Genomic DNA, 24,887 nt, shown 5'->3' on the forward strand with positions numbered 1-24,887 from the left:
GGTCGGGATCGGTCGGTGCTGACCCGGTCCGCGGCGCCGTCAGGAGCTCAGCAGGAGATCGGTCAGGACCTTCCTGCCAAACACTAGTGCGTCCAGTGGAACGCGCTCGTCGACCCCGTGGAACAGCGCCGGGAAGTCCAGAGACGACGGCAGCTGGAGCGGCGCGAACCCGTATCCGGTGATGCCGAGCGTCGAGAGCGCCTTGTTGTCGGTGCCTCCGGAGAGCAGGTACGGGAGGACCTCGGCGCCCGGATCGAACCGGCGGATCGAGGCGGCCATGCTCTCGACGAGGGGGCCGGCGAAGGGCACCTCGAGTCCGATGTCGCGGTGCTGGACGAGGATCTCGACGTGCTCGCCCGCGAGGACCTTCAGGCGCTCGAGCACCGCATCCTCCTCGCCGGGGAGGACGCGCACGTCGATGGTGGCGTCCGCGGTGTCCGGGATGACGTTGGCCTTGTAGCCGGCCGACAGCATCGACGGATTGGCGGTGGTGCGCAGCGTCGCGGCGATGAAGCGCGAGGCGGTGCCGGTGGCGAGTGCCAGCTCCTCCGGAGTGCTGCGCTGGGGGTCGTGGCCGAGCAGGCGGGCGACCTCGTCGAGCAGCTCGCGCGTGGTGTCGGTGAGGCGGGTGGGCCACTCCTCGCTTCCGATGCGGGCGATCGCCTGCGCCAGCCGGGTGACGGCGTTCTCGGAGTTGATCTGCGAGCCGTGCCCCGCCGTGCCGTGCGCGCGGAGGGTCAGCCACATCAGCGCCTTCTCGCCCGTCTGCACCAGGTAGGCGCGCTTGCCGGCCAGCTCGATCGAGTAGCCGCCGACCTCGCTGATCGCCTCGGTCGCTCCGGCGAACAGCTCGGGCCGCTCACGGGCCAGGAATCCCGATCCCCGCACGCCGCCCGCCTCCTCGTCGGCGAAGAAGGCGATGACGAGGTCGCGGGAGGGGCGCCTCCCCTCGCGGAGGATGTCGCCGAGCGAGGCGAGGATCATCGCGTCCATGTTCTTCATGTCGACCGCGCCGCGGCCCCAGAGCATGCCGTCCTTGATCTCGCCGCCGAACGGGTCGACGCTCCAGTTGTCGGCGATGGCGGGCACCACGTCGAGGTGCCCGTGGACGACGAGGGCGCCGCGCTCGCGGTCCTCCCCGGCGACCCGCGCCACGACGCTCGTGCGTCCCGGGTCGGAGTCGATCAGCTCGGGCTCGAGGCCGAGGTCGCGCAGCTTCGCCGCGACGTACTCCGCGGCCGGGCGCTCCGGCTCCGCCTTCCCGTCGCCGTAGTTGCTGGTGTCGAAGCGGATGAGATCGCGCGCGATGAGCGCCGTCTCGTCGAGGGTGCTGTCGGTCACGGGCGCGCTGTCGATGCTGTCGGACATGCGGGCAACGGTACCGGCGCGGGCTCGACGGCGCGCGGAGGACGGTGGGCCGGGAGGTGGCGTGAGAGGCCCCGGAACCGTGCTAATGTCTTCTTCGGCCGCGGAAACGCAGGTCGAAGGAAACACTCGTCCGGGTGGCGGAAATGGCAGACGCGCTAGCTTGAGGTGCTAGTGCCCGTATAGGGCGTGGGGGTTCAAGTCCCCCCTCGGACACACTGATCGGAACCCCTCGTCTCTCCTCGGAGAGGCGGGGGGTTCCGTCGTTTCCGGCACCTCCCTCCTCGTGCCGGTGGGAGGGATGCGGCGGGCGGAGAGAGCAGACGCCCCGCTCTTTCCCGAAGAGGCGGGGCGTCTGCTGCATCTTACGGGCGCTTCTGCAGCGGACGGGCGCTCCTGCACCGCAGGGCCCTCCCGCACGGACCGAGCCTCGGTGTCAGACGCCCACTGCTGCCGGCGACCAGCCGAGAGCCGGAGCGATCGATTCCACGACAGTGCGCAGGAGCCGCGCGTTGTACTCGACCCCGAGCTGGTTGGGGATCGTTTAGTAATGTAATTACCGCTTTCCCGCGGAACAGAACTGGATGACGAATCGAGGCAATGCTGCCATCTACTGCCGGATTTTCGTGACGCCAAAGGAGACGTTGCTGGTGTTCAACCGCAAGAAGCTGCGTGCCGCGAACTAGTAGCTCGTTGGCGCTGGCCGTGCTTTAAGCTCAGGGTTTCGGCGATACGCGCCTAGAGGCCAAGCAAGGGGGTGGGGTCGCGGCGTGGCGTGATCAAAGTCGCGCGTGTTCGCGCTCGCGTAATGGCGACGTTCAAGGCGTACCGAGCTGACTCCAAGTCTCGGTGAGTTGGGTTTGGTTTGAGCAGAGGCGTGTGCTTCTCCTCATAGACGATGACCTCGTCGAACTCTCGGCCCTTGGCGCGGTGGATGGTCATGACGATGAGGTCTCTGTTTCCCCGCTTACTGCTAGTCAACTGATACTGCAACACGGCGGCATGCATGACCTCGCGAGCGTCGATGTACGAGCCCGTTGCTCGCCAGATCCCGGCCAAGGATGTTTCAATTTCCGAGCCGCGCGTGACGAAGTTCAACATGCGAGCCGCCGCAGCCATCGACACCAACTCCGGTGCATCCGAAGCCGCCAAGGAACTCACTAGCGTCAGGTAGTCTCCGAGAACGTGGCCAGTCCGGCCGTGATCAAGCGAGTACTCGACCACCGATCGAATCGCCGCCACAATTTTGACATTGACGGTCGCACCCGAGCGGAGTCGCGCACCATAGCCTTCTAACTTGGTCGCCAGCGTCCGCGCCGTGTTTGTCAGCTTGTCTGACTTGGTGCGAAGGTAGTGCGCCATGGCGTCGCAGGCTAGTGCGTGACGGTCTTCGGTCTGCTCGCTGAACTGCAAGACGGTGGCTATGAAGATCAGCGCGGCGTAGCCCTCCTCCTTGCCGGCGTGGATGTCTATCTGGAGCGCTGGGAACGCTGGTTGCTGCTGAGTCGCGCTTATATACTCGTAGACGCGCGCGGATAAATTGTTGGTTGGCGTCAAGATGGCCAGGGTCCCTCCCCCCCTCTCGCGAAGGCGTCTAAGCGCCTTCAACACTTCGGACTTCAATGTCACCAGTGGGGGATAGTCGCTTCGCGCGAGTCGAACCTCGTCGTAGGTGCCCTCTAGCTGACCGCGCAAGATGTCACGCCCGAATCGGGTAATAGAACTTCCAGGACTTCTCCAATTCCAGGCGGAGAGGTCGATTTCGATCGGATGAAACTCCGCCGTGAAGTCTGCGAAGCGAGTGTCGCTAGCGCCCTCAACGAAGTCGTAGATGCGCTGATCGGGGTCGCCCAAAGCGATCAGACGGGACTGCCGCCCGAGTGTCTTCACAAGATCCCACTGATCGTCTGTGGTGTCCTGGAACTCGTCTAGGACGATCAGTGGGTAGGCGGAGGTATAGGCCCTCAGGAGCGTCGGATTCTCGGTCAGAATGCGGTTGGACAACGCAGCAAAATCGTCGAACCGCACGTGGCCGAGAAGTTGGAACTGTCGAAGGAATTCCGCTTTGAGGTCAGCGTCGGGACTATCCAGGTGAGACCGAAAGGAGTTTTGCTCCGCCTGAGTCATGATCCTCACGCCCCGAGGTGCGCCCAACAGGTAACCGTGACTCCTCAGAATCGACCAAGCAAAGCTGTGGTAGGTGCCAACTTCTAGCTGCCGGCGGTCCTCTCTCCCCAACTGACTAGCCGCATGCTCCGATATCCGATCGACCGTCGCATTGGCGAAGCTAAGGAACAGCACCCGTTGATGACGGTCGCGCATACCACTCTGGATGGTCAATGCGGCCTTGCGGAGAGCGACCGTGGTCTTACCGCAACCAGCGCTTCCTACGACTACCGCGTGCCCCTGAGCATCGAGAAGCGGCGCGATCGCTTCCTCGTAGGCTTGGTCAGTCGACGGGGTTGCCGTCATGGACTTCTTCCTCGGCCTCGACCGCTAATTCCACCGGCGCCTCACTAGCTTCCTTCAGCGCCTCAAGGATCAGCGCCATGGTCGCGGGGAACTGGTTCTCCGTGAGACCGGCCAGAAGCTCGGCGGCATAGCGATCTCCCTTTCCCTTCTTCAGAAGCGTCTTGAGTGCCTGCGCGTAGCTTGCATCGTCGGCTCCTTCCGGCTGTCCCACATGGGCGGGCCAGACGCCGCTAGAAATCAGATCGTCTACGTAAGCTTTTTGCGCATCGGCCGGAACCTCAGCCAGGACGAGCGCTTCGAAGCCCGAGTACTGCTGTTCGAACGCAAGGTCGGCGCTTGCTTCGATTTCAGCAAGCCGTTCAGCGGGCTGTTGGTCAAAGACCGCTGCAACATGCTTTCCGAGGCCGCGGAAGAAGTCCGCAAAGGCTGCCACGTTGGTCTCACCCTGTGCGTCGAAGATGGCCCATCCTCGTGTGTCGAGTCTCGCGAATCGTTCCGGGTTCGCGCGTGCGGCGGTCTTCGAGAGAGTCGCATACGAAGCTGCTTCCGTATCCCCTTCGGTGACCAGAACTCGCCGTGCGAGGAGAGCTTCACAGAATCGGGTGCGTATACCGGAGCGGAATGCCTTGACCTTGAGCGATCCAGGAAGGTCTACCCGCTTGCCGCTTAGGGCGCCCGAAGCATGTTCGCGAGAGAGCACCATCATTTGGTCCGGCTCAAACTCCTCCAGAACGTATGGCGAGTGCGTTGTGAAGATCGCCTGCCCTCCCAGGCCTGTGATGAGATCGACCACGCGCTTCTGCGACGTAGGCGGTACCGAGATCTCGGGTTCTTCCATCGCGAAGATGACGCGGCCACCTCTCTTCTCCGCGATCAAGGTCAACATCGCGATGACCAAAGAGTTGATGGTGCCTGATCCTTGGTGATTGAAGGGGGCAGCATGTCCTGGTACTCCAGTGGCCATGAACGAGCGCAACACGTGACGAAGGTCATCGCGCGTCAGCTCGGACACTCGAAGATGCGGCGCGTCAGCCCATTCCATGGCGACGATGCGCTTCATCGCCGTATCGATGCTTGACAGGACATTGCCGAACTCAGGGTTTTCGTCACCAGCGACTGGGATGACGCGCAGCCTGTCGAGGAGGTTCTCCCACATCTGCACCTCGATCTCGAAAGCGCGGAGCACGAAGTCCAGAAGCGAGCCCCGTTCCATGGACATGGCGCGTGTTCCTGTCCGCAGCGCACGAAGCAGAAGGAAGCCGAACTCGCGCTTGTCGAGCGACTTCGCTTCTTGCGTTGGGGTACCAGAGTCATCGACGGGGCTGCTGAACCACGTGCGGCCCTTGAAATCGTCCTCGTCGGGATCGTAGCGTCCGACGAAGTTCACACGGACGCATGGGACCGCTCCTGCATCAGGGGTCTGCGCTGTCTCCGCTACAGAGCCGGTCAACTCGTCCCAGAACTCTAGATTTCCCCGGAACCTTGACTGCAGTTCTCCATCCAGGTCTGCGATGACGACTTCGATTCGTATCTCGGTGTCCAGGTATCGACCGCCGTAGAAGTCGTGTTCGTCGATGACAGGTCGGCGGTGCAGCCGGTCTGCGCCTATAGCCAACTCCACAGCTTCGAGCAGAGTTGATTTGCCGGAGTTGTTATCTCCCAAGAGAACCGCGTTCCCCGTAAATCGAACGTCCGCAGAGGAGATTCCCCGGAAGTTCTTCACGATCACTCGCGCTATGTACATGTGCCCCCGCCTTCAGCCGCAGGACGGAGCACGCCGGCGTGCTACCTCCCAGCAAAATACTGGCAGAATTTCGCTCTCAACGTACTCGACGCGCTCGTGAGTCGCTTCCGCAACAGGATGGCGTCGAGGAGCTAGCCAAGGATGTGGAATCGGACGGGGCCTGGGGCTGTCTCTCGGGCCGTAGATCGGCGCTGCGCTAGGTCCTCGGCGACGAGTGGAACGCTCGACAGCTGATCGCCGACGCTTCGCGTAGCGGAGGCAACCTGAGACGCCGCTAGCGCCTGAGCCTGCGTCCCGTTGTCGTAGCTACCTCGCGAGCTCAGATCGACGTTGACGCCTTGTGAGTAACCTGGCTTGGCTTCCATCCCAACGCTGGCGCGATGTCACGCATGATGGAATCCAGCAAACGTACATTAAAATCAACGCCGAGCTGGTTGGGAACGGTGAGCAGCAGCGTGTCCGCCTCCTGCACGGCGGCGTCCGCAGCGAGCTCGGCGGCGACGGCGTCCGGCTCGCCCGTGTAGCTGCGGCCGAAGCGGGCGCGGACGCCCTCGAGGGTGGCGACCTGGTCCTGCTCACCGCGGCCGCCGAAGTACAGGCGGTCGAGATCGCTCGTGATCGGGATAACGCTGCGCGAGACGGAGACGCGCGGGGTGCGCTCCCAGCCCGCCTCGCTCCACGCGGCGCGGTACTCGCGGATCTGGCGGGCCTGCAGCTCGTCGAAGGGCACGCCCTCCTCCTCCAGGAGCAGGGTCGACGACTGCAGGTTCATGCCCTGCTCGGCCGCCCAGCGCGCGGTCGCGAAGCTGCCGGCACCCCACCAGATCCGGTCCTCGAGGCCGGGCGAGCGCGGCTCGATCGAGAGCGGGAGCGACTGGCGCGTCATCGCCGGATCGGACTGCGCGACCGGCGCCCCGGCGAGCGCTTCCCGGAGGATCCGCACCTTCTGCCGGGCGAGGTCGGCGTCGGTCATCCCCTCCTGGGGGACGAAGCCGAACGCTTCGGACCCGCGCAGGGCCGTCTCGGGCGATCCCCGGCTGACCCCGAGCTCGAGCCGGCCGTCGGAGATCAGGTCGGTGGCGGCCGCCTCCTCCGCCATGTAGAGCGGGTTCTCGTAGCGCATGTCGATGACCCCGGTGCCGATCTCGATGCGGCGGGTGCGCGCGGCGATCGCCGCCAGCAGCGGGAACGGCGAGGCGAGCTGCGGCGCGAAGTGGTGCACGCGGACGTAGGCGCCGTCGATGCCGATCTCCTCCGCCGCTTCCGCGAGCTCGATCGTCTGGAGGAGGACGTCGCGAGCCGAGCGGGTCTGAGACCCGGGGACGGACTGGTAGTGGCCGAAGGAGAGGAAGCCGATGCGCGAGGCCATGCCTGCCTCAGCGCTCGGCGGTCCCCCGCTATTCCCGGAGGGTGTGCACGGCGGACGCCGAACCGCGACAGCGCTCCCGAGGAGTCCTCAATACACGTATGGTGGTCGCGTGCCCGCTGATCGGGGCGGAGAGGGGTCGTCGTGGAGCCGATGGTCGGTCGCCTCGGGGCGACTCTCGGGGTCGCCATGCAGACGATCAGCGGGTCGCAGGTGCAGGCAGGCGCTCTCCGTCCGCAGCGGAACCGGTCGCCCGGTCGCGTCTCCGCGTCAGTGCGCCTCGAAGTCGGCGGAGACCGAGGCGGTGACCTCGATGTCCTCCGGCTTGAGGGCCAGCGGCTCCTCAGGAGAGGAGAACGCCTTGGCGCGGCTCATCATCGCCGAGCCGCCCTCGATGCGCGTGTGCGGCCGCAGTCCCGGCTCGAAGAGGGTCAGCACCCGCACCTCGGTCAGGCCGAGGGCCGCAGCATAGGCCTCGGCCCGCTCGCGCGCGTCGCGCACGGCAGCGGTGCGGACCTCGCGCTCGATGCCCGCCCGTCGCGCCGCCGTCACGTCCCAGTCGACCCCCGAGATCTGGATCCCCGGCACCTCCGAGATCGAGCCGACCCAGCGCCCGAGAGCCGCGAAGTCCCGGTACTTCACCCGGACCCCGGCGGCCGCGACATGGAACAGCTGCGTAACGTCCGAGTCCTTGATGTACCGGCGGATCGAGGAGACCGAGATCTGATCGGAGGACCACCAGGTGGCGGCGCCGGACGCCTGCTCGGCGGCCGCCTCCTCACGGACCCGCGCGTGCAGGGCGGTGACCTCGGCGAGCGCCTGGGGTCGGGATCGCGACTCGCGCCGGATCTCGAGGCGGACGGTGCCCCGCTCGGCGGGGTGGAAGTGCTGGGCGAGACCGGCGACGGTGATGGTGACCATGGCCCCATGGTGCCGTACGCACCCCGTCAGCTCCGAGCGGCGAGCATCTCCCGGATGCGGTCGGCGAGGGCCCGCTCCGTCGTCAGGTTGCTGACCAGCTGGGCTCGGTGCCCCCCGCAGGCGCCTGGGAGGGGATCTCCGGTGCTCGGGTCGACCCGGCCCAGCAGTGCCCGCTCCCCCTGGGCGATCGAGGCCTCGAGCAGGGCGAGCCGCCGCTCGAGCCGCTCGATCTCGAAGCTCTCGGGCGTGATGTCGGACTCGCGGAAGTGGCCGGCTGTGGAAGTGGGGACGCTCATCGATGATCCGTTCCGTCGGGGGCGCCCAGGAGCGGCGCCATCACCAGGAAGACACCGGAGAACGGCGATCATGACGCGAAGGCGCGAAATGCACTGAGACGTGGCGCGCCACCGGCAGTCAGGAGCGGAAGACGGCCAGGTTCTCGTTCTCCACGATGGCGAGGGTGCGGACGAGGCGGGTGTAGCGCTCGACGAGCTCGCCTTCCCCCGCGCCCTGCCCCAGCAGGGCCGAGATGCTCTCGGCGGGGAAGAGGGAGACGATCTCCATCGCGACGGCCCGCGCGTGCTCGGAGGAGAGAGTGCGCGCGTACTCCAGAGCGCGGGTCAGCTGCGGCCTCTCCTCCCCCTCCGGACTCGCCGACGGCGCCGTCGTGGCGGCATGGCCGAGGACCGCCACGAAGACGCGGGCGATCTCGTCGACCCGGAGTGCGCGGACCAGGGTCAGCAGACGCGAGGAGACGCGGGAGACGCCGCGCGCGAGGAGCTCTCCGCTGAGGGCGCGCACCTCGATCACGTCGCCGCCGCCGAACTCGCCGGAGACGCGCTTGATGCCCGAGGCGAACAGGCTCGAGCCGGCTCCGATGCTCCGCTCGGCCTCGAGGTTGATCTCGACGCGGCCGCGGCCGGTGGCCACTCCGGAGATCCAGCGCTGCTCCACGGGCGGATGCGCGTGCACGGCGCGGACGAGGGTGCCCGGGCCCGGCCCTCCCAGGGCGCCCAGGATGACCTCGGGGGTGCGCGCCCCGGCGATCCTGGTCGAGACGCCGTTGTGCGCGGCGAGCTCGGCGGCCCGCAGCTTGGAGCGGATGCCCCCTCGGCCGGTACCGCCCTTCTGCACGCCGATGCGGCGCAGCTCCGAGATGCCCAGCTCCTCGAGGTGCACGCCCTCGGCGATGCTGCCGGCGAAGACGCCGGGGACGTCGGTGAGCAGCAGCAGAAGGTCCGCCCCGAGGAGCATAGCCAGTCCGCCGGCGACGCCGTCGTTGTCCGAGCCGGCGGAGTCGATCGTGTCGTTGCCGTTGACCACGGGCACGACTCCGGCGTCGAGGGCGTGGCGGATCGCCTCGGCGACGTGCGCCATCTGCCGGGGAGAGGCGAGGTCGGACTCGCCGATGAGGATCTGCGCGACCAGGGCGCCCGAGAGCTCGGCCACCGAGCGGTAGAAGCCCATCAGGACGGTCTGGCCCACCGCTGCCGCTAGGCGTGCGCTGATCGGCTCCTCCTGCGAGCGGGCGAAGAGCGCCCGGCCCGAGGAGACGGCGCCGGAGGAGACCAGCACGACGTCCCAGCCCAGCGCGCGGGCGGCGAAGGCGCTCTCGAGCGCGCTGGCCAGGAGAACGGGATCCGGACCCGACTGCTTGGTGACCGAGCTGGACCCCATCTTGACCACGAGGGTCCTTCTGCGCGGCGCGGCCGGGGCGGTGGCGTCGGAGTCGGCGGGGTCGGGCAGGGCGTCGGACATGGCTCCCATGGTAGAGGCGCGGCAGGAGGCCCTCCCTCGCCGAGACCCGGTGGAGAACGCCCCCGGACGGGGATGTCGGAGGCGGATGCGAGACTGCCCGGGACGTCTGGAACCTCCTCCTCAGTGCGCCTCGCCGGGCGGTCGCGGAAGGGTCCGAGCGGCTCGCCGGTGGATGTCGGTGGCGATTGACATACTCGAACACATGTTCGAACATGGGCAGATGAGCCCCCCTTCACCCCTCGTCTCCGCGGAGACGGCCGAGGCCGCAGAGCCCCTTCTGCGGCAGCTCGCGTCGGTGAAGGAGCTGCAGTCCCGCATCCGGGACATGCAGGCGACCACTCTCGAGACCAGGAGCCTCGCCACCCTGCCGGCCTTCTCCTCCGTGCTCCCGGGCGGCTCGCTCAAGCAGGGTGCCGCCTACTCGGTGGAGGGCTCGATGAGTCTGGCGATGGGGCTGCTCGCCGGCCCGTCCGCCGAGGGCTCGTGGTGCGGCGTGGTGGGCGTCCCGGAGTTCGGGGCCGAGGCCGCGGCAGGCATGGGGATCGACCTCGAGCGCCTGGTGCTCGTGCCCGCACCGGCCGAGCACTGGCTCACCGTCACCGCCGCTCTGGTCGATGTGCTGACCGTCGTGCTCACCCGTCCGCCCGCCTCCGTCTCCTCGGCCGACGTCTCGCGTCTGGGAGCACGACTGCGCCAGCGGGGTGCCGCGCTCGTGGTCCTCGGCGAGTGGCCCCAGGCCGAGGCGCGGCTCAGCATCCGCAGCAGCCGCTGGGAGGGGCTCGGCGACGGCCACGGCTACCTGCGTTCCCGTGAGGCGATGGTCGATGTGGTCGGCCGGGCCGGCACCCGGGTGCGCACGGTGCGGATGAGCATGCCCGGCGTCGAGAGCGCCTTCGGCTCCCGGGTCGAGCACGGCCGCCTGCACGAGCGGGCGGTCTGAGATGGCGAGCGCACCCGAGCTGCGGCGGACGATCCTCGTCTGGTGCCCCGACTGGCCCCTCCTCGCGGCCGCCGCCGACGCCGGCCTCGGCGACGAGCACCCCCTGGCCCTCACGGAGAAGAGCCTGGTCTTCGCCTCCTCCCCCGCTGCCCGGGCGGAGGGGGTCCGGCGGGGCATGCGCGTGCGCGAGGCGCAGTCCCGTTGCACGGGTCTCGCCGTCCTCCCGTACGACCCGGTGCTCGACCACCGGGCGTTCGAGCCGCTCATCCAAGCGCTCGAGGAGATCACCCCGGGCGTCCAGCTGATCCGGCCCGGTCTGTGCGCGATCCGCGCCCGCGGTCCGCGCCGCTACTACGGGAGCGAGCAGAGCGCGGCCGAGGCGATCCTGCAGCGGCTGGCCGAGCTGGGTCTCCCCGACGCCCGCATCGGGATCGCCGACGGGCTCTTCGCCTCCGAGCTCGCCGCGAAGCACTCCGGCCGTCCTGTCGCCGTCGTGCCCCCAGGAGCAGCGGCAGGCTTCCTCGCTCCTCTCCCGCTCGACGCCCTCGAGACCGAGTCCGTCGCAGCCCCTGCCCGTGCTCCCCGCCGGGGGGACGACCTGGTGGCGCTCCTGCGCAGACTCGGCGTCCGCACCCTCGGCGCCTTCGCCGCCCTCCCTCGCGAGGACGTCGCCGCCCGGTTCGGACCGGAGGGCGCCCACGCGCACCTCCTCGCCGCCGGTGCGGAGTCGGAGACGGTGGTGCCCCGGCTCCCGCCGGAGCGTCTCGACCGGGCGATGGAGTTCGAGCCCCCTCTGGACCGCATCGACCAGGCCGCCTTCGCCTTCCGCGTCCCCGCGGAGGAGTTCGTCGCCGGGCTCACCCGCGCACAGCTGGTCGCGACCGCCATCCGCATCGAGGTCGTCAGCGAGCGCGGTGAGGTCTCCTCCCGGAGCTGGCTGCACCCGAGATGGTTCACCCCGGGCGACGTGCTCGACCGGGTCCGCTGGCAGCTGCAGGGCAGCGGGGAGATCGACACCGGTCTCGGAGCTCCGATCTCGCGGTTGTGCGTCGAGCCCGAGGCGGTCGACGCGATCGGCAACCACGAGCAGGGTCTCTGGGGCACCGCTCCGGAGGAGCGCGTCCACCACGGGCTGAGCCGCGTGCAGAGCATGCTCGGGCACGAGGCCGTGATGACCGCGGCGATCGGAGGGGGTCGATCCCTCCGCGACCGCCAGCACCTGATCCCCTGGGGCGACCGGGAGCCGGGCGACGCACGGCCGAGGACCCTGCCCTGGCCCGGCTCCCTGCCGCCGCCCCTCCCGCCGACGGTCTTCGCGGAGCCCGCGGCCGTGCTGGTCCGCGGACCGAGGGGCGAACCCGTCGCCGTCGACGAGCGCGGCGCCCTCAGCTCCGTGCCCGCCTACTTCACCCCCGGGACCTCTCAGGCACGCCTGGAGCCCCTCGCCGGATGGGCGGGTCCCTGGCCGATCGACGAGCGCTGGTGGGATCCGCGCACCGCCGTCCGCTACGACCGCTTCCAGGTGGTCGACGCCGCCGGTGTCGCCTGGCTGCTGCTCTGCCTCGACGGGGTCTGGGCAGCAGAAGCCCGCTACGACTGAACCGGAGCATCCCTCCACCACCGCGAACGAGCACCGAAGGAGCCCCGATGGGCTGGAACAACCCGCCGATCCCCTGGTCGGAGTTCGAGCGCCGCCTCTCCAGCGGCAAGCGCGCCGACGGCACGGTCGTCCGGGGCGACGGCGGCGACAGTCCGGCCTGGTCCCACAAGCGCCCCGCCTACGTGGCAGGGGACGACGTCCGGCCGCCGGCTCATCCGGTGCCCTACGCCGAGCTGCACGCCCACTCCCACTTCAGCTTCCTCGACGGGGCGAGCAAGCCGGAGCAGCTGGTCGAGGAGGCGGTCCGGCTCGGCATCGACACTCTCGCGCTCACCGACCACGACGGCCTCTACGGCATCGTGAGGATGGCCGAGGCCGCGCAGGGGCACGCCGTCCGCACGGCCTTCGGAGCCGAGCTCTCGATCGGGCTCACCTCGCCTCAGAACGGGGTCGCCGATCCGGAGGGGACCCACCTGCTCGTCCTCGCGCGCCGCGAGGAGGGCTACCACCGCCTCGCCCGTGCGATCACCACCGCCCAGCTCGCCGGAGCCGAGAAGGGCAAGCCGAGCTACGACCTCGAGGAGCTCGCGCGCGCCGCCGACGGCCACTGGATCGTGCTGACGGGCTGCCGCAAGGGAGCGGTCCGTCAAGCGCTCGCCGCCGCAGGAGTGGCCGCGGCCGAGCGGGAGGTCCGCGAGCTCGTCCGGCTCTTCGGTCCCGCCAACGTCCTCGTGGAGCTGTACGACCACGGGGATCCCCTCGCCTCGCGCGCCAACGACCAGCTGGCGGCGATCGCCGAGAAGCTCCGGCTGCAGACGGTCGCCACCGGGAACGTGCACTACGCCCGGCCGGAGGAGCGCCCCCTCCAGACGGCCCTCGCCGCGGTCAGAGCACGCCGGAGCCTCGACGAGATGGACGGCTGGCTCCCCGCCGCAGGCGGCGCCCACCTGCGCTCCGGCGCCGAGATGGCCGAGCGCTTCGGCCGCTACCCCGGCTCCGTGGAGAACACGGTGCGAGTCGCCGACGAGATCGCCTTCGAGCTCGGCCGAGTCCGGCCCCGGCTGCCGAGCCAGGAGGTCCCCGAGGGGCACACCTCGATGAGCTGGCTGCGCGAGCTCGTGCGCGAGGCCGTGCCGGCCAAGTACCCCCGCGCCGACGCCGACGTCCTCGCGCGCCTCGAGAAGGAGCTCGCGGTGATCGAGCAGAAGGACTTCCCGGGCTACTTCCTGATCGTCCACGACATCGTCCACTACGCCAAGCGGAACGGCATCCTCTGCCAGGGACGCGGCTCGGCCGCCAACTCGGCGGTCTGCTACGTCCTGGGCATCACGGCGGTCGACTCGATCTTCTACGACCTGCCGTTCGAGCGGTTCCTCTCCAGCATCCGCGACGAGGAGCCCGACATCGACGTCGACTTCGACTCGGAGCGACGCGAGGAGGTGATCCAGTACGTCTACCGGAAGTACGGACGTCTGAACGCGGCCCAGGTCGCCAACGTCATCACCTACCGGCCCAAGTTCGCCGTGCGCGACATGGCCAAGGCCCTCGGATACAGCGCCGGGCAGCAGGACGGCTGGTCGAAGCAGGTCGAGCGGTGGGGGTCCGTCACCGAGAGCACCGACCACGACATCCCCGAGGACGTGGTCGCCCTGACCACCCGGGTGCTGGGCACGCCCCGGCACCTGGGCATCCACTCCGGCGGCATGGTGCTGACCGACCGGCCCGTGGGCGAGGTCTGCCCGATCGAGCCCGCCCGGATGGAGGACCGCACCGTCCTGCAGTGGGACAAGGACGACTGCGCCTGGATGGGCCTGGTCAAGTTCGACCTCCTCGGGCTCGGGATGCTCGCCGCCCTGCAGTACACGTTCGACCTCGTCGCCGAGCACGTCGGCGAGCAGTGGGACCTCTCCACCCTTCCCCGGGAGGAGAAGGGCGTCTACGACCAGCTCTGCCGCGCCGATTCGATCGGGGTGTTCCAGGTCGAGAGCCGGGCGCAGATGGGCACCCTCCCCCGGCTGCAGCCGCGCCGCTTCTACGATCTGGTGATCGAGGTCGCGCTCATCCGCCCCGGCCCCATCCAGGGCGGTGCGGTCCACCCCTACATCCGCCGCAAGCTCGGCGAGGAGCCGGTGACTTACCAGCACCCCCTCCTCGTGACGCCGCTCAAGCGCACCCTCGGCGTGCCGCTCTTCCAGGAGCAGCTCATGCAGGTGGCCGTGGCCGTCGGCGACTGCAACGCGGAGGACGCCGACCTGCTGCGCCGGGCGATGGGGTCCAAGCGCGGGACCGAGAAGATCGAGACCCTCCGCGAGCGGCTCTACCAGGGGATGGCCCGCAACGGCATCACGGGCGAGGTCGCGGACGACATCTACCTCCGGATCCAGGCCTTCGCGAACTTCGGCTTCGCCGAGAGCCATGCGATCAGCTTCGCCCTGCTGGTCTACGCGAGCGCCTGGCTCCGCCTGCACTACCCCGCCGCGTTCACCGCCGCGCTGCTGAGGGCGCAGCCCATGGGCTTCTACGCCCCGCACACCCTGGTCGCCGATGCCCGGCGTCACGGAGTGGAGGTCGTCTCGCCCGACGTCAACCGCTCCCTGGCGCCTCCCGGGCTCGAGGCGAAGGAGGACGCCCCCGCACGCCGGAGGGGCGGCGCCGCCTACGGGAGCGACGACTGCCTCCGCGCCGATCAGCCGCCCACGGGACTGTTCGACCGCACCGAGCACTTCCACACGGACGACCACAGGCGCGACAGCGGCTTCCTGATCCGGCTCGGGCTGGCAGGGGTGAAGGGCATCGGCACCGCGCTCGCCGAGCACATCGTCGCCGAGCGCGAACGCGGCGGACCCTACGCGAGCATGGCCGACCTCTCGCGTCGGGTCGGCACGACCGCCGCTCAGCTGGAGGCCCTCGGCGCCGCGGGCGCCTTCGACTCGCTCGGTCTGCAGCGTCGGCAGGCGCTCTGGGAGGCCGGCACCGCCGCAGGCGACCGCGAGGAGTTCCTTGCGGGCTCCACGGTCGTCGTGCAGCCCCCGCTCCTGCCGATGCTCTCCCCTCAGGAGCGCGTGGTCTTCGACTTCTGGGCCACCGGCATCTCACCCGACGACCATCCGCTGCGCCACCTCCGCGAGGGACTCGCTCGCCGCGGCGCCCGCTCCTCGGCCGATCTCCCCGGCATCCCCTCGGGGACCCGGATCGAGGTCGGCGGGGTCGTGATCCACCGCCAACGTCCCTCCACAGCCGGTGGAGTGACCTTCCTCAACCTCGAGGACGAGCACGGGATCCTCAACGTGATCTGCTCCGTCGGAGTATGGAACCGCTACCGCCGCGTGGCCCGCGAGGCACCCGCCCTGCTGGTCAGGGGGATACTCGAGCGCTCCGACGAGGGGGTGACGAACCTCCTCGCCGACAGGTTCGAGACCCTCACGGTCGGCGCTCGCACCACCTCCCGCAACTTCCGATGACCCCTCAGCGGCACCGCCCGCTCGCCCACGAGAAAGCGACACCATGACCACTCTCGACCACGCCGCTCCCGCTCCGCACCTCGATGCGCCGCTCCTGAACGACCGCGAGCTGCGCGAGCGCGTCTCCTCGCTGATCGGACCGGCCTACCGCCGGGCCCTGTGGCCGATCTTCCTCGACCGCGACGGCGTGCAGCTGCCGATCCTCTACCCGGTGGACGGGCTCCCCGTGCACCCCGACGAGGAGAAGACCGAGCGGATCGTCGCCACCCTCGCCAAGGCCGTGGCGCACCAGGACGTGGGCTCGCTCGCCTTCGCCCTCGAACGTCCCGGGCGCGCCTTCCTCGGCGAGACCGATCGGGTCCTCGCCCGTCACCTGGCGGCGGCGTGCCACAAGCGGGCCATCCCCCTCCGCGCGCTCCTGCTCGTTCACGACGAGGGAGTGCGGGTCGTGACCGCGACGGAGTACGCCGCGGTCACGCTCTGAGCGCTCGGGCCCGAGGCGACCGTTCAGGACAGCGGCGGCCGGCCACCTGAACAGCCGGCCGCCACGGAGCTCAGGCGCTCAGCGTCACCAGCAGCGAGGAACCGCCGAGATCCACCTCGGTGTCCCCGGGCTGCACCGCGTACTCCCCGACGCCGAGCAGCGTCTCCGCCACCTCCGGCAGGGCGATGCGGGCGGCGGACTCGCCGACGTTGATCGCCACGGTCACCCGACCGCGGCCGAGAGTCAGCCAGCGGGCCTCCTCGTCGAAATCCACGCGGAGCGACCCGAAGCGCGGGTCCGTCAGCTCGGGGTAGCGGCGGCGGATCGCCGCCAGCTCGCGGTACACCTCGAGGGTGCGGGCGTGACGCCCCTCCCCGACCTCGGACCAGTCGAGCCGCGAGCGCAGGAACGTCTCCGGGTCCTGCGGATCGGGCACGACCTCCGGGTCCCAGCCCATCTTCGCGAACTCCTCGATGCGGCCCTTCGCCGTCGCCTCGCCCAGATCATTCTCCGGGTGCGAGGTGAAGAACTGCCACGGGGTCGACGCCGCCCACTCCTCCCCCATGAACAGCATGGGAGTGAAAGGGCCCAGCAGCGTCAGAGCCGCGGCGATCGCGAGGCGCCCCTCGTCGAGGGTCGCCGTCAGACGGTCGCCGACCGCCCGGTTGCCGATCTGGTCGTGGTTCTGGCTGCAGACCACCAGGCGCCAGGTCGGCATGTGCTCGGTGTCCACCGGACGGCCGTGGTGACGGCCGCGGAACGTCGAGAGGGTGCCGTCGTGGAAGAAGCCCCGGGTCAGCACCTTCGCGAGGGCGCCGAGCGGCGCGAAGTCCTCGTAGTAGCCCGTGGTCTCCCCGGTCAGCGCGACGTGGACCGCGTGGTGGAAGTCGTCGCTCCACTGCGCGTCGAGCCCGTAGCCGTGCGCCTCCCGCGGAGTGATCAGCGTCGGGTCGTTGAGGTCGGACTCGGCGATCAGCGTCAGAGGGCGCCCGAGGTGGGCCGACAGCACGGCCACCTCGCTCGCCATCTCCTCGAGCACGTGCACGGCCCGCTCGTCCGAGAGGGCGTGCACCGCGTCCAGGCGCAGGGCGTCGACGTGGTAGTCGCGCAGCCACATCAGAGCGTTGTCGATGATGTACCCGCGGACGGTGTCCGAACCCTCGCCGTCGAGGTTGATCGAGCTGCCCCAGGTGTTGGCCTTCTCGTTCTTGAGGTACGGGCCGAACTCCGGCAGGTAGTTGCCGCTCGGGCCGAGGTGGTTGTAGACGACGTCCTGGACCACGCCGAGGCCGGCACGGTGGGCGGCGTCCACGAAGCGCTGGTACGCCTCGGGTCCGCCGTACGGCTCGTGCACGGCGTACCAGAGGACGCCGTCGTAGCCCCAGTTGTGCGTTCCGTTCACCGCGTTGACCGGCAGCAGCTCGATGAAGTCCACGCCGATCGAGCGCAGGTGCTCGAAGCGCTCCGCCGCCGCGTCCAGGGTGCCCTCGGGTGTGAACGTGCCGAGGTGCAGCTCGTAGATGACGGCGCCGGCGAGCTCGCGCCCGGTCCAGGCGGAGTCGCCCCACTCGTGCGCCGAGGGGTCGAACGTGCGCGAGAGCTCGTGCACGCCCTTCGGCTGGCGGCGCGAGCGGGGGTCCGGCAGCGGACCACTGCCGTCCACCCGGTACCCGTAGTCGACCTCGCCGGTGGCCGGGGCCGACGCGGGCGCCCGCCACCATCCGTCGTCTCCGTGGCGGGTCATCGTCAGCGACGAGTCGTCGCCGAGGAGGAGCTCGACCGTCGAGGCCTCGGGGGCCCAGACGTCGAACCGCTCGGGCCCGGTCGTCGGGAGTGCGTAGCGGTAGGGAGTCGTGCTGATCACTGCTGTCTCCAGGAGGGGTCGGATCGGTCTGCGGTGCGGTGCGGAACCGGTCAGGAGACCGGGGCGAGCAGTGCCACGGGGTAGTCGGCGAGGATCTCGGCGACCGGAGTCACTCCTCCCGCGAAGGTGCGGCCGGTGAGGACGTCCTCCATCGGGTGCCCGGGCAGGACCACGACCGTGCCGTTCCACCCGCCCGAAGCGGCGAGGCCCTCGGGGAGCCGGGTCGCGACGGTCAGCGCGCCGCCGCGGTCGAAGGCGATCGCGTGCTCGGCGGCGGGCCCGATCGCGGGGACGGCGGCGTAGCGGGTGAACAGCTCGGGGCGGTCGCGGCGGAGCCGGAGGGCGCGCGAGGTGACGAGGAGCTTCGCGGCTCCCTCGGCGTCGATCGCGGGCTTCCAGCCGCCGTCGATCCGCTCCAGCAGCGCTCGACGCTGCCCGAAGTCGACCTCGCGGCGGTTGTCCGGGTCGACGAGGGAGGTCTCCCAGAGCTCGCTGCCCTGGTAGACGTCCGGGATGCCCGGGGCGGTGATCTGCACGAGCTTCGCGGCGAGGCCGTTCGACCAGCCGGCGGCCGACACCCGCTCGACGGTCTGCTCGACCAGCCGGCGGACGGCGGGCTCGTCGAACGCCGCGTCGATCGCCGCGTGCATCCGCTTCTCGAACTGCTCGTCAGGAGCGGTCCAGTGCGTCGAGTCGTCGGCCTCGCGCGACGCCTTCTCGGCGTAGGCGTGCAGGCGCTCGCGGCTCGCGGGCCAGGTCCCCACGACGGCCTCCCAGAGCAGGTGCTCGATCGGGCCGTCGCCGAAGCCGACGAGGGCGTGGAGCTCGCGGAGCGTCGCCGCCCACGCCTCCGGGTCCTCGGCCAGTGCGGTGATGCGGGCACGGGTGTCCTCGCCGCGCTTCGTGTCGTGGGTCGAGAGCGTGGTGAGCGAGGCGGGGAACGAGGCCTGGCGCACGGCCTGGCGGCGGTGGAACTCGACCAGGTCGATCGCGAACTCGTCCGGGTCCGCTCCGACCTCGTTCAGCGAGGTGAGGCGGCTGAAGCGGTAGAACGCCGTGTCCTCGACGCCCTTCGCCATCACCATGCCGGAGGTCTGCTGGAAGCGCACGGACACCGGCGTGCCGGTCTCGCCGAGCGCCGCGGCGACCTCGTCGATGGTCGCGCGGATCTCGGGACGGCGGCGCACGGCGTCGACGCGGGCGTGCTCGAGGTGCTCCGCTCCGTAGGGGAGGTAGCTGCGGTAGACCGGGTAGGTCGCCAGGAGCTCCGCCAGCGCGTCGTCCGCTCCCTCGATGCCGGGGATCAGGCGGGCCAGCCGCAGGACCTCGGAGCGGAGGATGCCGTCGGCGATGCCGCGCTTGGTGTCGTGGATGAGGTCGGCCCACTGCAGCGGGGCGCCCTTCCCCGTGAGCTCGGCGTCGAGGCCCTCCAGCACGGGGCGGGCGTCGGGGTCGACCAGGATGCGGTCGACGTCGGCCAGGGCGTCGTAGCCCGTGGTGCCGACGGTCGCCCAATGCGGCGGGAGCTCCTCGTCGCCCTCGAGGATCTTCTCGACCCAGACCGGCGCGCCGCCGATCGCGCGGGCCAGGTCGTCGAGGTATCCGCCCGGGTCGGCCAGGCCGTCCGGGTGGTCGACGCGCAGGCCGTCAGCGAGCCCCTCGGTGAACCAGCGGACGATCTCGGCGTGCGAGGCGTCGAACACCTCGGGCCGCTCGACCGTGATGGCGGCGAGGGTGTTCACCGCGAAGAAGCGGCGGTAGTTCAGCTCGGCGTCGGCGCGGCGCCAGTTCACGAGCTCGTAGCTCTGGCGCTCGTGCACCGTGCGGCCGGAGTCGCCGGGCTCGGCGGTGCCGGGCGCGATAGGCAGGCGGTTCTCGTAGTAGTGCAGCTCGTCGCCGACGACCTCGAGCGCGTCGAGCTCGCTGTCGCTGTCTCCCTCGCTCGCACCGTCGCCGAGGATCGGCACGCGCAGCTTCCCGCCCCCCGCCTCCCAGTCGATGTCGAAGGCGGTGGCGTAGCGGGAGGACTTCCCGTTCCTCAGCAGGTCCCACCACCACGAGTTCTCGCTCGGGGTCGCGACGCCCATGTGGTTGGGGACGATGTCGATGAGGACGCCGAGGCCCTCCGCCCGCGCCGCGGCCGAGGCGTTCGCCAGGCCGGCCGCGCCACCGCGATCGGGATCGACCTCGGTGTGGTCCACCACGTCGTAGCCGTGGTCCGAGCCGGGCTCGGCCTTCAGCAGCGGCGAGAAGTACAGCCAGTCCGCTCCGAGCGCGCGCACGTAGTCGGCGACGCGGGCGGCGTCGTCGAGGTCGAACGCCGACCGGATCTGGAGGCGGTAGGTGGAGGCGGGCAGACGCACGTCAGGCTCCTGTCGAGGGTGCGGTCGCGGAGTCGGTCGACTCGGCGTGGGGGCTGGTGGGTCCCGTCGAGGAGACGATCGGGATGGCCGAGGTGGCGGCCAGGGACGCGAGCGAGGCGGCGACCGAGTGGTCGACCTCGGGCTCGGGGGTGCTGTGCTCCTGGAGGATGACGAGCGACTTCGCCTGGACGGTGAGCATCGCCCCCGCCGGACGCGGGATCGAGTCCGCCTCGGCGCCGGCGGTGTCGACGAGGACGCTCCACTCGAGCGCGTACTCGTCGCTCGGGATCGCGAACTCGACGTCGACGTCGTCGGCGTTGAAGTACAGGAGGAAGCTGACGTCGGTGACGGGGCGCCCGCGCTGGTCGCGCTCGCGGATCCCGTTGCCGTTGAGGTAGATGCCCACCGATCGGCCGAGACCGGAGTCCCAGTCGGACGGGGACATCTCGGTGCCGGCGGCGGTGAACCAGACGATGTCGGGCAGGGGCTCGCCGTCGCCGCGCAGCACGGGGCGGCCGTCGAAGAAGCGCATGCGTCGGAAGGTGGGGTGCTCGGCGCGCAGGCGGATGAGCGCCGCGGTGAACTCGAGCAGCGGCCGGTCGGCGTGGGCCCAGTCGATCCAGGTCAGCTCGCTGTCCTGGGCGTAGGTGTTGTTGTTGCCGTTCTGGGTCCGGCCCAGCTCGTCGCCGTGGAGGATCATCGGGACGCCCTGGGAGATCAGCATCGTCGCGAGGAAGTTCCGCTGCTGGCGCGCCCGGAGCGCGAGCACCCGCGAGTCGTCCGTGGGCCCCTCCACTCCGTGGTTCCAGGAGCGGTTGTGCGACTCCCCGTCGTTGCCGTCCTCGCCGTTGGCGTCGTTGTGCTTCTCGTTGTACGAGACCAGGTCCCGGAGGGTGAAGCCGTCGTGCGCCGTGACGAAATTGATCGAGGCGACCGGGTAGCGGCCCGAGTGCGCGTAGAGGTCGGCCGAGCCGGTGAGGCGCGAGGCGAACTCCCCCAGCGTCGACGGCTCGCCGCGCCAGAAGTCGCGGACCGTGTCGCGGTACTTGCCGTTCCACTCCGTCCACTGGGGCGGGAAGTTGCCCACCTGGTAGCCGCCCGGCCCGACGTCCCACGGCTCGGCGATCAGCTTCACCTGCGAGACCACCGGGTCCTGCTGGACGAGCTCGAAGAAGGTGGAGAGCCGGTCGACGTCGTAGAACTCGCGTGCCAGCGCCGAGGCGAGGTCGAAGCGGAAGCCGTCGACGCGCATCTCCGTCACCCAGTAGCGCAGCGAGTCCATGATCAGCTGGAGCGAGTGCGGGTGGCGCACGTTCAGGGTGTTCCCGGTGCCGGTGTAGTCCATGTAGTAGCGCTTGTCGTCGTCGACGAGGCGGTAGTACGCCTCGTTGTCGATGCCGCGGAACGACAGCGTGGGGCCGAGGTGGTTGCCCTCCGCCGTGTGGTTGTAGACCACGTCGAGGATGACCTCGATGCCGGCCGCGTGGAGCGCCTTCACCATGCTCTTGAACTCCTGGACCTGCTGGCCCTGGTCGCCCGTGGAGGAGTAGGTGTTCTGCGGAGCGAAGAAGCCGATCGTGTTGTAGCCCCAGTAGTTCGAGAGGCCCTTGTCCATCAGCGTCGAATCGTTCACGAACTGGTGCACGGGCATGAGCTCGATCGCCGAGACGCCCAGGTGCTTGAGGTGGTCGATCACCGCGGGGTGGGCGACTCCGGCGTAGGTGCCGCGGAGCTCCTCCGGCACGTCGGGATGCGTCTTGGTGAGCCCCTTCACGTGCGCCTCGTAGATCACGGTGCTGTCGTAGGAGGTGCGCGGGCGGCGGTCACCGGCCCAGTCGAAGAAGGGGTTGATGACGACGCCCATCATCATGTGCGGCGCCGAGTCCTCGTCGTTCGTCGAGTCCGGGTCGCCGAAGGTGTACGAGAAGAGGGACTGGTCCCAGTCGATCTCCCCCGAGATCGCCTTCGCGTAGGGGTCCAGCAGCAGCTTGTTCGGGTTGCAGCGGTGGCCGGCATCGGGGTCGTACGGTCCGTGGATGCGGAAGCCGTAGCGCTGGCCCGGCTGGACCTGCGGAAGGTAGCAGTGCCAGACGTAGGCGTCCGACTCCTGGATCTCGACGCGCGTCTCGGTGCCGTCCTCCTCGAAGAGGCACAGCTCGACGCGCTCGGCGATCTCACTGAACAGGGCGAAGTTCGTGCCGCTTCCGTCGAACGTCGCGCCCAACGGGTAGGCGGTTCCGGGCCAGGTCTCCACGAGACTCCTCAGGGGATTGTTCTCGGGCAGTCCGGGAGACGCCGATGTGCGGTCTGCGGATGCCCGACGTCGGGGGTGATGGTCCGTCACTTCCGCGACGGACCGACTGCTCAGCTTAGCGAGCGTGTCTCGAGCATTCCCCTGACGGTCAGCGCTCATCGCGCGGTCCTCCTCCGGTGGTCACGACCGGCGGCCGGAACCGCCGTCCGGTTCGTCCTGCGGGCGCGTGAGCGGGCAGGTCGTTCCGGTGGGTCACGCTCGAACAGTACGGTCGCGCCCGGTCCGCCGGGGAGGGCTGGCGCCGCGCCGGGTGCATCGGCTAGAACGCGCCGGAGGGACTGTCCGGCGCACGCGGAGGGGCCGGTCGGGCTGGGCAGGAGCAGCGATCGGCTCCGTCGTCGAGAGCGCGGCGCCACGTACCGGGGCGCCTCACCGCGATCAGTGCGAGCCGAGCCTGCGCCGCAGGAGATCGATCCGCGCCTGCAGCTGGGTCACGCTCGCCTGCGCCACCGCGGGTCCGCCGCAGAGCCGGCGCAGCTCGGTGTGCACCTGGCCGTGCGACTCGCCCGTCCCCCGTGCCCACAGGCCGACCAGGGAGTTGAGCAGGCTGCGCTGCTCCTTGAGCGTGCGGTAGAGCGGTGCCGGGATCTCGCTCACCGGCTCGGCCGGGGCCGCCGCCCCCGCGCGGCTGCCAGCGCGCTTGGCCTGCCGCTGCTGCCGGTGCTGGAGGAGCTCCCGCACCTGGTCGGGCTCGAGGAGCCCCGGCAGGCCGATGAAGTCGAGCTCCTCCTCGCTCTCGACCTCGACCTCCATCCCGAACTCGGCGCCCTCGTAGACGACGCGGTCGAAGGTGGCGGCCGAGCCGATCGACTCGAAGCGGCCCTCCTCCAGGAGATCCGAGGACGCCTTCTCGCTGCGCTCGGCGTCGGCCATCAGGTCGGCCTCGGGGTACTCCTCGTCGTCGGAGGTCCTGCGGTCGAGGGCGTGATCGCGCTGCAGCTCCATCGAGCCCGCCAGCGCGAGCAGGCCGGGCACGTTCGGGAGGAACACCGAGGCGGTCTCGCCGCGGCGCCGCGCGCGCACGAAGCGGCCGATCGCCTGGGCGAAGAACAGCGGAGTCGACGCCGATGTCGCGTAGACGCCGACGGCGAGCCTCGGCACGTCGACGCCCTCGGAGACCATGCGGACCGCGACCATCCAGCGACTGGTGTCCTTCGCGAACTCCTCGATCCGGTCGCTCGCCTCCTTCTCGTCGGAGAGCACGACGGTGACGGTCTCGCCGCTGATCTCGCGGAGCATCGCGGCGTAGGCGCGCGCGGTGTAGTGGTCGGTCGCGATGACCAGGCCGCCGGCGTCGGGCACGGCGCGCCGCACCTCGGTGAGGCGGGTGTTCGCGGCGCGGAGGACCGAGGGGATCCAGTCGCCCTTCGGGTCCAGCGCGGTCCGCCAGGCCTGCGAGGTGATGTCCTTGGTGTTGCCCTCGCCGAGCCGCGCCTCCATCTCGTCGCCGGCCTTCGACTTCCAGCGCATCTGCCCGGCGTAGACCATGAACAGCACCGGCCGGACGACGCCGTCCGCGAGCGCGCGGCCATAGCCGTAGGCGTAGTCGGTGAGCGAGGTGCGGATGCCCTCCTCGTCCGGCAGGTAGCTGACGAACGGGATCGCTGCCGTGTCCGAGCGGAACGGCGTCCCGGTCAGCGAGAGCCGGCGGACGGCGGGCTCGAAGGCCTCGCGCACCGCGTCGCCCCAGCTGAGCGCGTCGCCGGCGTGGTGCACCTCGTCGAGGATGACGAGGGTGCGGCCGGACAGGGTGAGCTCGCGGTGGAGCTCGGCGCGGACGGCGACCTGCGCGTAGGTGACGGCGACGCCGTGGTAGTGGCGGGCGTGGCGGCCCATGCGGTTGGTGAAGGTCGGGTCCAGGCGGATGCCGACGCGGTGCGCGGCCTCGGCCCACTGGCGCTTGAGGTGCTCCGTCGGCGCGACCACGGTGATCCGGTCGACCGTGCGGTTGTGCAGCAGCTCGGCGGCCAGCCGCAGCGCGAAGGTGGTCTTGCCCGCGCCCGGGGTCGCGGCGGCCAGGAAGTCGCGCGGCTCGTGCTCGAAGTAGGCCTCGAGCGCCTCCGCCTGCCAGGCGCGGAGCTTGTTCGCGGTACCCCACGGTGCCCTGCCCGGGAACGACGGGGACAGGTGCTCAGCGGCGGAGGTGCCGACCTGATGACCGAAGCTCGAGGGACTGTTCACGTGGACCGAATCTAGCCGACGCCTCCGACAGCGGCTCGGTCTCCGCGGCCCGCC

15 protein-coding genes and 1 tRNA gene are annotated in these 24,887 nt (G+C 70.0%); 5 read left to right on the forward strand and 11 right to left on the reverse strand.

Annotated features, from left to right (window positions below):
• Window positions 1-39 precede the first annotated feature (39 nt).
• The gene (locus C5C82_RS03465; RefSeq protein WP_181068004.1) at window positions 40-1,368 is read right to left on the reverse strand and encodes a M20/M25/M40 family metallo-hydrolase; all 1,329 of its coding nucleotides are present in this window, start codon (window positions 1,366-1,368) and stop codon (window positions 40-42) included.
• A gap of 128 nt (window positions 1,369-1,496) precedes the next feature.
• On the opposite strand from C5C82_RS03465, the gene C5C82_RS03470 reads away from it, so the two are divergent.
• Window positions 1,497-1,581, forward strand: a tRNA-Leu gene (locus C5C82_RS03470).
• A 522-nt stretch (window positions 1,582-2,103) separates the two neighbouring features.
• Here C5C82_RS03470 and C5C82_RS03475 read toward each other — a convergent pair.
• The 6 genes from C5C82_RS03475 to proB form a co-directional block, all read right to left on the reverse strand.
• Window positions 2,104-3,837, reverse strand: a complete 1,734-nt coding sequence (locus C5C82_RS03475; RefSeq protein WP_104354604.1) for a UvrD-helicase domain-containing protein — start codon at window positions 3,835-3,837, stop codon at window positions 2,104-2,106.
• Window positions 3,815-5,581 (reverse strand): ATP-dependent endonuclease, encoded by a 1,767-nt coding sequence (locus C5C82_RS03480; protein WP_104354605.1) that lies wholly within the window; start codon window positions 5,579-5,581, stop codon window positions 3,815-3,817. The genes C5C82_RS03475 and C5C82_RS03480 overlap by 23 nt, the downstream gene beginning before the upstream one ends.
• A gap of 319 nt (window positions 5,582-5,900) precedes the next feature.
• Complete coding sequence (locus C5C82_RS03485) at window positions 5,901-6,950, reverse strand: LLM class flavin-dependent oxidoreductase (RefSeq protein ID WP_104354606.1); 1,050 nt, start codon at window positions 6,948-6,950, stop codon at window positions 5,901-5,903.
• 267 nt (window positions 6,951-7,217) lie between these two features.
• Window positions 7,218-7,868: an SIMPL domain-containing protein gene (locus tag C5C82_RS03490; protein WP_104225267.1), complete on the reverse strand. Its 651-nt coding sequence runs from the start codon at window positions 7,866-7,868 to the stop codon at window positions 7,218-7,220.
• A 26-nt stretch (window positions 7,869-7,894) separates the two neighbouring features.
• Complete coding sequence (locus C5C82_RS03495; protein ID WP_104222002.1) at window positions 7,895-8,164, reverse strand: hypothetical protein; 270 nt, start codon at window positions 8,162-8,164, stop codon at window positions 7,895-7,897.
• 118 nt (window positions 8,165-8,282) lie between these two features.
• Window positions 8,283-9,626, reverse strand: a complete 1,344-nt coding sequence (gene proB / locus C5C82_RS03500; protein ID WP_160034332.1) for a glutamate 5-kinase — start codon at window positions 9,624-9,626, stop codon at window positions 8,283-8,285.
• Between the two features lie 220 nt (window positions 9,627-9,846).
• On the opposite strand from proB, the gene C5C82_RS03505 reads away from it, so the two are divergent.
• The 4 genes from C5C82_RS03505 to C5C82_RS03520 are packed head-to-tail and all read left to right on the forward strand — an operon-like array spanning window position 9,847 to window position 16,111.
• The gene (locus C5C82_RS03505; RefSeq protein WP_104225270.1) at window positions 9,847-10,566 is read left to right on the forward strand and encodes a hypothetical protein; all 720 of its coding nucleotides are present in this window, start codon (window positions 9,847-9,849) and stop codon (window positions 10,564-10,566) included.
• A gap of 1 nt (window position 10,567) precedes the next feature.
• Window positions 10,568-12,166, forward strand: a complete 1,599-nt coding sequence (locus tag C5C82_RS03510; RefSeq protein WP_104354607.1) for a DNA polymerase Y family protein — start codon at window positions 10,568-10,570, stop codon at window positions 12,164-12,166.
• A gap of 47 nt (window positions 12,167-12,213) precedes the next feature.
• Window positions 12,214-15,627, forward strand: coding sequence for an error-prone DNA polymerase (locus tag C5C82_RS03515; protein WP_104354608.1), 3,414 nt, complete (start codon window positions 12,214-12,216; stop codon window positions 15,625-15,627).
• Window positions 15,628-15,670: 43 nt separating this feature from the next.
• Window positions 15,671-16,111, forward strand: a complete 441-nt coding sequence (locus tag C5C82_RS03520) for a hypothetical protein (RefSeq protein WP_104221992.1) — start codon at window positions 15,671-15,673, stop codon at window positions 16,109-16,111.
• A 70-nt stretch (window positions 16,112-16,181) separates the two neighbouring features.
• On the opposite strand, the gene treZ is transcribed toward C5C82_RS03520, so the two are convergent.
• From treZ to C5C82_RS03540, 4 genes are all read right to left on the reverse strand, one after another.
• Window positions 16,182-17,975 (reverse strand): malto-oligosyltrehalose trehalohydrolase, encoded by a 1,794-nt coding sequence (gene treZ, locus C5C82_RS03525; protein WP_258065920.1) that lies wholly within the window; start codon window positions 17,973-17,975, stop codon window positions 16,182-16,184.
• Window positions 17,976-18,025: 50 nt separating this feature from the next.
• Window positions 18,026-20,338: a malto-oligosyltrehalose synthase gene (gene treY, locus C5C82_RS03530; RefSeq protein ID WP_104237464.1), complete on the reverse strand. Its 2,313-nt coding sequence runs from the start codon at window positions 20,336-20,338 to the stop codon at window positions 18,026-18,028.
• Between the two features lies 1 nt (window position 20,339).
• The gene (glgX, locus tag C5C82_RS03535) at window positions 20,340-22,592 is read right to left on the reverse strand and encodes a glycogen debranching protein GlgX (protein WP_104268648.1); all 2,253 of its coding nucleotides are present in this window, start codon (window positions 22,590-22,592) and stop codon (window positions 20,340-20,342) included.
• Window positions 22,593-23,030: 438 nt separating this feature from the next.
• The gene (locus C5C82_RS03540) at window positions 23,031-24,833 is read right to left on the reverse strand and encodes a DEAD/DEAH box helicase (protein ID WP_104232616.1); all 1,803 of its coding nucleotides are present in this window, start codon (window positions 24,831-24,833) and stop codon (window positions 23,031-23,033) included.
• Between the last annotated feature and the right edge of the window lie 54 nt (window positions 24,834-24,887).

The sequence above is a fragment of the Rathayibacter sp. AY1D5 genome, from assembly GCF_002932515.1.
Classification (GTDB): Bacteria; Actinomycetota; Actinomycetes; order Actinomycetales; family Microbacteriaceae; genus Rathayibacter.

Excerpts from the sequence above, each read along its gene's own strand:
- C5C82_RS03465 (WP_181068004.1), bottom strand. The coding sequence starts at position 1,368 with ATGTCCGACAGCATCGACAGCGCGCCCGTGACCGACAGCACCCTCGAC.
- C5C82_RS03475 (WP_104354604.1), bottom strand. The coding sequence starts at position 3,837 with ATGACGGCAACCCCGTCGACTGACCAAGCCTACGAGGAAGCGATCGCG.
- C5C82_RS03480 (WP_104354605.1), bottom strand. The coding sequence starts at position 5,581 with ATGTACATAGCGCGAGTGATCGTGAAGAACTTCCGGGGAATCTCCTCT.
- C5C82_RS03485 (WP_104354606.1), bottom strand. The coding sequence starts at position 6,950 with ATGGCCTCGCGCATCGGCTTCCTCTCCTTCGGCCACTACCAGTCCGTC.
- C5C82_RS03490 (WP_104225267.1), bottom strand. The coding sequence starts at position 7,868 with ATGGTCACCATCACCGTCGCCGGTCTCGCCCAGCACTTCCACCCCGCC.
- C5C82_RS03495 (WP_104222002.1), bottom strand. The coding sequence starts at position 8,164 with ATGAGCGTCCCCACTTCCACAGCCGGCCACTTCCGCGAGTCCGACATC.
- proB (WP_160034332.1), bottom strand. The coding sequence starts at position 9,626 with ATGTCCGACGCCCTGCCCGACCCCGCCGACTCCGACGCCACCGCCCCG.
- C5C82_RS03505 (WP_104225270.1), top strand. The coding sequence starts at position 9,847 with ATGAGCCCCCCTTCACCCCTCGTCTCCGCGGAGACGGCCGAGGCCGCA.
- C5C82_RS03510 (WP_104354607.1), top strand. The coding sequence starts at position 10,568 with ATGGCGAGCGCACCCGAGCTGCGGCGGACGATCCTCGTCTGGTGCCCC.
- C5C82_RS03515 (WP_104354608.1), top strand. The coding sequence starts at position 12,214 with ATGGGCTGGAACAACCCGCCGATCCCCTGGTCGGAGTTCGAGCGCCGC.
- C5C82_RS03520 (WP_104221992.1), top strand. The coding sequence starts at position 15,671 with ATGACCACTCTCGACCACGCCGCTCCCGCTCCGCACCTCGATGCGCCG.